Raw genomic sequence first — 6846 nt, forward strand, 5'->3', positions numbered from 1 at the left:
GGCGCTTGCGTTCTCCCTAGCGCCTATTTTTCTTCTTGCCCGACGCCGTCCACACGACGATAAAGATCAGCAGAAGCAGCGCCACGAGAGACTCAAGCGCAAAAATAAGCATTGGGTATTCGTCGAATAGATCAGACATGGCGGTTCTCATCAAGAACGAACATTGTATGCGTTTCACTCGCTCGCTCGCCGGATTGGCGGGTTGGGCGGCGTCGATCACAGCAGCCGTCCTGCTCGCTTCGTGCGGAGGCGGCGGCGCTATCAAGTCCGGGTCTCTTGCGCCGCCGACCGGCGCCCCGATCATCACGGGACAACGCGCGGCTAATCGCCTGACCGCGGTGAGCTGGCAGCAGGTGCCCGGCTGGCAGGACGATTCGCTCCTTGGCGCAACCGCCGCGATGCGCCAGAACTGCAGCCGTCTCGCTCAACAGCCCGCGTGGCGCCGAGCGTGCGCAGCGGCGCAGCGGCTTGACGATCTAGACATGAACGCCGCCCGCGAATTCTTCGAGGCGTATTTCACGCCATTTCAGTTGGCCAACACCGACGGTACGCTCGATGGTCTCGTGACCGGTTACTACGAGCCGTTACTGCGCGGTTCGCGTTCGCGTCACGGGCCTTATCAGTACGCTCTGTATCGATGGCCGTATCGCTTCAAACCTGGCGCGGCACTGCCGACGCGCGCCCAGCTTGAAAGTTCGGGTGCGTTAAACGGCAACGAACTTGTGTGGGTCGATGATCCTATCGAAGCGTTCTTCCTGCAGATCCAGGGCTCGGGACAAGTCGTGATGGAAGACGGGACCACGATGCGCGTTGGTTTTGGCGGGACTAACAATCAGCCGTACAAATCGATCGGTCGTGAATTGCTGGACCGGCGTGAACTCACGCCTGCACAGGCCACCATGCAAGGTATCAAGGCGTGGGCGAAAGCGAATCCGTCGCGTGTCGATGCATTGCTCGACGTCAATCCGCGCTTTGTGTTTTTCCGCGAGATGCCGGGCACGGAAACGCTGGCGGCTGGGGTGGGAACCGGGCCGGTAGGTGCGCTGGGGGTGCCGCTTACACCCGAACGTTCGATCGCCGTCGATCCGTCCTCCATCCCGCTCGGCACCCCGGTTTTCTTGCAGACCACCCGGCCGTTAAGCAATTCGCCGATGAATCGGCTGGTGTTCGCCCAGGACACGGGCAGCGCGATCAAGGGCGGCGTGCGCGCGGACTATTTCTGGGGTTTGGGCGACGATGCCGGTGATCTCGCTGGCCGGATGAAGCAGGCCGGCAGGATGTGGCTGCTGCTGCCGAATTCGTAGACGGGTTGTTTCGTTTTGTTTTGTTTGGAGCCGTCGCAACGAAAATTGAAAGCGCCGGCTTTGCGCCGGCGCTTACGCAATCAGTTCGCTGCTTTCGGCGGATCGATCAATCGCGAGTGGACCGAATACAGATTCAAGCTTCGAGTATGAGCGCCGCTTGCAAAGTCAGCTTGCTACTTTTCGCCGATCGATCACGCGCCGCGCTTTTCCAACCGACCTCTCAATACCGTTCACACCCAGCACCTGAACCACTGCGCTCACACCGATCAACGCCTTGATGTCATAAGTGAGCGCGGCTTTGGCCTGATCGAGAACACTCGTATCCGGGGCCGTTTCAGGACAGGGTTCGACATTCAGCGTGAGCACATCGAGCGGTCCTTCCTTCGTCAGCACAATCTGATAGTGCGGTGCGAGTGCGTGTTGTTTGAGCAGTAACTCTTCAATCTGCGTGGGAAAAACATTCACGCCGCGCACGATCATCATGTCGTCCGAGCGCCCCGTAATCTTTTCCATCCGGCGCATGGTTCGCGCGCTGCCGGGCAAAAGCCGTGTGAGATCGCGAGTCCGATAGCGGACGATTGGCAGCGCTTCCTTGGTCAGTGAAGTGAATACGAGTTCACCCAGCTCGCCGTCTGGCAAGACCTCGCCGGTCTCAGGGTCGATGATCTCAGGATAGAAATGATCTTCCCAGATCGTTGGGCCGTCCTTCGTCTCGACACACTCCGACGCCACCCCCGGTCCCATTACTTCCGATAGTCCGTATATATCGACAGCGTCAATGCCCATCCGCTTCTCGATCGCTGTGCGCATGTCGTTCGTCCAGGGCTCGGCGCCGAAGATCCCGATGCGCAGCGAGCAATCAGCAGGATGAACGCCCTGGCGTTCGAGTTCGTCGGCGATCGACAGCATGTAGCTGGGCGTCACCATGATGATGTCGGGACGGAAATCCTGAATTAGTTGCACTTGCTTTTCAGTCTGGCCGCCACCGAACGGGATCACGGTCAATCCCGCGCGCTCGGCGCCGTAGTGAGCGCCGAGGCCGCCCGTGAATAAACCATAGCCGTAACTGACGTGAACTTTGTCTCCACGGCGGGCGCCCGCAGCCCGGATGGAACGCGCGACGAGATTTGCCCAGGTGTCGATGTCCTTCGCCGTGTAGCCAACCACGGTCGGCTTGCCCGTTGTTCCCGACGATGCGTGGATTCGCGAAATCTGGTCGTGCGGAACGGCGAACATGCCGTACGGATAGTTATCGCGGAGATCCTTCTTTGTCGTGAACGGGAAGCGCGCCAAGTCGGCCAGGGTTTTGATGTCATCCGGATGCACGCCCGCTTCGTCGAACTTGCGTCGGTACACCGGCGAATTTTCATACGCGTGGGCAAGCGACCACTTGAGGCGTTCGAGTTGCAGCGCCATTAGTTCGTCGCGGCTGGCCGTCTCGATCGGGTCCAGCGGAAGCGCGGTGTTCATCGAATGTCTCCTTTCTTGATCGTCAGTCAATGGCCCGAATCGAGTTCGTCTGGGCGCTGTATTTTGTAGAGTGAATCAGGATCAGGATTCCACGGGCACCAGGGTGCCCTTTATCTGCGATGACTTGCCGCGGAACATGGCGACCGTTTCGCCTTCACGGTTCGTGACGCGAATGTCGTAGATCCCGGTTCGCCCGGTCAGCGATTGTTCGACCGCTTCTGCCGACAAGCGGTCGCCGCCCTTCACTGCACGCAGAAATTCGATCGAACAGCCTGCCGCGACCGTATTGATGTTGTACGAGTTGCAGGCAAACGCAAACGTGGAGTCGGCAAGCGTGAAAATGAGTCCGCCGTGGCAGATGCCATGACCGTTCAGGAAGTCATCACGGACGTTCATCTGCATGCGCGCGTACCCCGGGCGAACTTCCTTGAGTTCGAGGCCGAGTGCGCGGCTGCATGCATCGGCTTCGTACATGGCTTGCGCGGTCGCGTTGGCGAGTTCTTCAGGCGTCATTGCTGCGTTCTCCCGGAGTTTTCTGTTTGCGTTTCAAAGGCCGTCGAAGCGGGGAGCACGTTTTTCCTTGAAGGCGGCGACACCCTCGGCATAGTCGTGCGAGTCACCCAGTTCGCGTTGAACGTCGCGCTCCAGATCGAGCTGCTGATCGAGCGTGTTGTTCGCGGCGGCGCGGATCGAGTGCTTGATCGCAGCGATGGCCTTGGCGGGTTGTTGCGCAAGTTGCGTAGCAAGCTTCAGCGTCGCGCTCTGCAATTGCTCGTCGTCGACCACTTTCCATACCAATCCCCACGCTTCAGCTTGTTCGGCACCCAACTTGTCGCCAGTCAACGCAAGGCCCAGCGCCCGTGCTTCACCAACGCGCCGTGGCAAAAGCCACGTGCCGCCGGAATCCGGCACCAGTCCGATCTTCACAAAAGCCTGGACGAAACTCGCTGAACGCGCCGCTACGATCAGGTCGCACGCCATGGCGAGATTCGCTCCCGCACCGGCCGCTATACCGTTGACGGCGGCAATCACGGGCAGCGGCGACGCCTGCAGGCGACGCACGAGCGGATTGAAGTAACGCTCGATCAGCGCTCCCAGGTTGGTCATCGCTCCAGGCGTGAAATCAAGATCCGCGAGATCCTGGCCCGCGCAAAAACCGCGGCCTGCGCCCATGATCACCAATGCTCGGGCGTTACTTCCTTCTACCTGATCGAGCGCTTTGCTCAGTTCTTCATGCATCGTCCGTGTGAAGCTGTTCAGCTTGTCGGGACGGTTCAGCGTCAACGTAGCGACGTGCGTGCTGGCGTCGATATGAATAACGATTGAATTGCCGTTGTCGGACATGGTGTCTCCTTGCTCGCTACGTTGTGCAAATACGCATGCCTTCGATACTAGCCGCGCCTGCCGCCGCTTTCCATTCGGCCAGATGGCCTAAGTCTCCGGGCGACGTTGCGCTCTGGGCACCTATGCCGTTTGGCCAGCTGTTGCGGGCGCGGTCTTCGGTGCAACATGCACCCTGCTTTGGACCACGCGGAAGCGGTTCGCCACGTACGCTGCATCGGACAACGCGGAGTTCGCTGCGGGATTAGCGCCGGTGCCGTGGAAGTCCGAATACGCCGCCGTCTGGTTGACGAACACGCCACCCGTCAAGTTGATCGAGAGCGCGACGCCGCCGCGAATCGCTGCATCGTAGGCTGCTTCGATTACTGCATCGTCGGTGCTGTACACGGAGAGCGTGAGCGCGCCGTGTTCGGCGGCAATCGATCCTGCCAGATCGAGTGACTGTGCCGTCGAGTCCGTAGCAATGACAAACGAGATTGGGCCAAACCATTCCTGCGTGAATTTTGCTGCGTCGGCGCGAACGTCCATTTTCAACATGAGGGGAGTCCGTACGTGAGCATCAGGGAACGCGGGATGAGCAAGCGATTGACTATCCGTCAGCACTTCACCGAGTTGCAGGGCGTCGGCAATGCGAGCCATTACGCCATCATTCTGAATGGCGCCTGTCAATTCGACGGCGCGGGCTGGATCGGAGACCAGCTTTTCGACGGCAGCCGCGAGCGTCTTCGCGACGTCGTCGAAGCTCATGTGGCCTTCGGCTGTGTGGATGCCGTCGCGTGGCACATAGATGTTTTGCGGCGCCGTGCACATTTGCCCGGAGTACAACGTCAAGGAAAATGCGATATTTCCGGCAACAGCTTTGAGGTTATCGACGGAATCAATCACGATCTGATTGACGCCGGCCTTCTCCGTATAAACCTGCGCCTGATGCGCATTGCGCTCGAGCCAGTTGCCGTTTTGCGTGCTGCCGGTGAAATCGATCAGCTTGACTTCGGGGCGCAGCGCAAGATCTTGAACGAGGGCGCCGTCATTGGCTTCGGTCGCAAGCAGCGTGACCACGCTCGGATCGAATCCGGCTTCACGCAGAACGTCGCGAGCGATGCGCACGGTAATAGCCAGCGGCAAGATCGCGCCCGGATGCGGTTTGACGATGACCGTGTTACCCGTAGCCAGATCGGCGAACATACCCGGATAGCCATTCCACGTCGGGAATGTGCAGCAACCGAGGACGACACCTGTGCCGCGTGGCACGACGGTGAAACGCTTGTGCATCGCGAGCGGAGGATTTTTGCCTTGGGGCTTTTCCCAATAAGCGTCGGCGGGAATTCGGCGAAGCTCATCCCATGCGTAGGCCACCGCTTCGAGCGCGCGATCCTGCGCATGCGGGCCGCCTGCCTGGAAGGCCATCATGAAGGCTTGTCCGGTCGTGTGCATGACGCTATAGCCGATCTCGAAGCTCGCCTTGTTCAGTCGGGTCAATATTTCGAGACTTACGCCCACCCACGCGTCAGGACCTGCCGCACGCCACTGACTTTGAGCCGCGACGGATGCGGCCAGCAGCGTGTCGACGCTCACCTTGGGATAACGAATCCCAAGCGCGATTCCAAAGGGAGAACGTTCATTGCCAACCGTTTCGCCGCTGGTCGGCTGGTCCAGATCGAATGTCCGGTTCAGGTGTGCTTTGAAGGCGGCCTCGCCGTCCGGATTTGCTGTTTCGCCGTACACTTTGGGACTTGGCATTTCGGGAAACGGTGTCCAGTAGGCACGGGTTGCAATGGCGGCAAGCGCTTGATTGAGCGTTGCTTCGTGCTTCGTGAATAGTGGATGTGTCATGGGCGGCAAGGGAAAAGTGACGATGATGGACCCTCGGTCAATTAATTGACCGACCGGTTGGTTTGCGAATGTTAGCATTTCGAGATGCGTGCGCGAAGCGTTTTTCGCGCGAGTTCACATAGGAGGAATGGATGGCTTACGAGAATCTATTGACTGAAGTCCGCGGACGAGTCGGCTTGATCACGCTGAACCGGCCTAAGGCGCTGAACGCGCTAAACGATGCCCTGATGGATGAGCTCGGCATCGTGCTGAAGCAATTCGATGCCGACGAGAACATCGGCGCGATCGTGCTGACCGGCAGCGAAAAGGCGTTCGCAGCGGGAGCGGATATCGGGATGATGGCCGGCTATTCCTATATGGACACGTTCAAGGGCGACTACATCACGCGCAATTGGGAAACGGTGCGCACTATTCGCAAGCCAATCATTGCCGCTGTGTCAGGCTTCGCGCTGGGTGGGGGATGTGAGCTAGCCATGATGTGCGACATCATCATTGCCGCGGATACCGCCAAGTTCGGTCAACCTGAGATCAAGCTTGGCGTGATTCCAGGCGCCGGCGGCACGCAGCGTCTGCCGCGTGCAGTGTCGAAAGCGAAGGCAATGGACATGTGCCTGACCGCGCGCATGATGGGCGCCGAGGAGGCGGAGCGCGCAGGGTTGGTATCCCGCGTTGTTCCGGCGGCAAGCTTATTAGATGAAGCAATGGAAGCTGCATCGACAATCGCGAGCTTCTCACTGCCAGCGGTAATGATGGCAAAAGAGTCTGTTAATCGCGCATACGAATCGACGTTGGCAGAAGGAGTTCACTTCGAGCGGCGCATGTTTCATTCGCTCTTCGCTACTGAAGATCAGAAGGAAGGAATGGCCGCGTTTGTCGAAAAGCGCAAACCGGTTTTTAA

The 6846-nt window shown here is 59.2% G+C and carries 7 protein-coding genes; 2 read left to right on the forward strand and 5 right to left on the reverse strand.

Annotated features, from left to right (window positions below; genetic code table 11):
• Positions 1-16: 16 nt before the first annotated feature.
• Positions 17-139 (reverse strand): hypothetical protein, encoded by a 123-nt coding sequence (locus ACSQ83_RS32865; RefSeq protein ID WP_047898369.1) that lies wholly within the window; start codon positions 137-139, stop codon positions 17-19.
• Here ACSQ83_RS32865 and mltA point away from each other — a divergent pair.
• On the forward strand, positions 138-1304 hold the full coding sequence (gene mltA / locus ACSQ83_RS32870) for a murein transglycosylase A (protein ID WP_414954129.1): 1167 nt from the start codon (positions 138-140) through the stop codon (positions 1302-1304). The genes ACSQ83_RS32865 and mltA overlap by 2 nt on opposite strands.
• Positions 1305-1469: 165 nt before the next feature.
• Here mltA and paaK read toward each other — a convergent pair whose 3' ends face one another.
• The 4 genes from paaK to paaN all read right to left on the reverse strand — a co-directional run bounded on the left by paaK (position 1470) and on the right by paaN (position 5948).
• The gene (gene paaK / locus ACSQ83_RS32875; RefSeq protein ID WP_436230988.1) at positions 1470-2774 is read right to left on the reverse strand and encodes a phenylacetate--CoA ligase PaaK; all 1305 of its coding nucleotides are present in this window, start codon (positions 2772-2774) and stop codon (positions 1470-1472) included.
• A gap of 81 nt (positions 2775-2855) precedes the next feature.
• Positions 2856-3287 (reverse strand): hydroxyphenylacetyl-CoA thioesterase PaaI, encoded by a 432-nt coding sequence (gene paaI / locus ACSQ83_RS32880; protein WP_436230989.1) that lies wholly within the window; start codon positions 3285-3287, stop codon positions 2856-2858.
• A gap of 33 nt (positions 3288-3320) precedes the next feature.
• Positions 3321-4118: a 2-(1,2-epoxy-1,2-dihydrophenyl)acetyl-CoA isomerase PaaG gene (paaG, locus tag ACSQ83_RS32885; RefSeq protein WP_436230990.1), complete on the reverse strand. Its 798-nt coding sequence runs from the start codon at positions 4116-4118 to the stop codon at positions 3321-3323.
• Between the two features lie 120 nt (positions 4119-4238).
• A complete protein-coding gene (gene paaN / locus ACSQ83_RS32890) occupies positions 4239-5948 on the reverse strand; it encodes a phenylacetic acid degradation protein PaaN (RefSeq protein WP_436230991.1) in 1710 nt (569 codons plus the stop codon).
• 131 nt (positions 5949-6079) lie between these two features.
• Between paaN and ACSQ83_RS32895 the strand changes: the two genes are divergently transcribed.
• Positions 6080-6846, forward strand: a 767-nt coding sequence (locus tag ACSQ83_RS32895) for an enoyl-CoA hydratase (protein ID WP_436230992.1), incomplete at its 3' end; no start/stop codon positions are given.

It is taken from the genome of Caballeronia sp. LjRoot29 (assembly GCF_964252755.1).
In the GTDB taxonomy this organism is placed as follows: Bacteria; Pseudomonadota; Gammaproteobacteria; order Burkholderiales; family Burkholderiaceae; genus Caballeronia.

Bases quoted from the DNA above. Each gene is read 5' to 3' on its own strand.
- paaN (WP_436230991.1), bottom strand. From the start codon at position 5,948: ATGACACATCCACTATTCACGAAGCACGAAGCAACGCTCAATCAAGCG.
- mltA (WP_414954129.1), top strand. From the start codon at position 138: ATGGCGGTTCTCATCAAGAACGAACATTGTATGCGTTTCACTCGCTCG.
- paaG (WP_436230990.1), bottom strand. From the start codon at position 4,118: ATGTCCGACAACGGCAATTCAATCGTTATTCATATCGACGCCAGCACG.
- ACSQ83_RS32865 (WP_047898369.1), bottom strand. From the start codon at position 139: ATGTCTGATCTATTCGACGAATACCCAATGCTTATTTTTGCGCTTGAG.
- paaK (WP_436230988.1), bottom strand. From the start codon at position 2,774: ATGAACACCGCGCTTCCGCTGGACCCGATCGAGACGGCCAGCCGCGAC.
- paaI (WP_436230989.1), bottom strand. From the start codon at position 3,287: ATGACGCCTGAAGAACTCGCCAACGCGACCGCGCAAGCCATGTACGAA.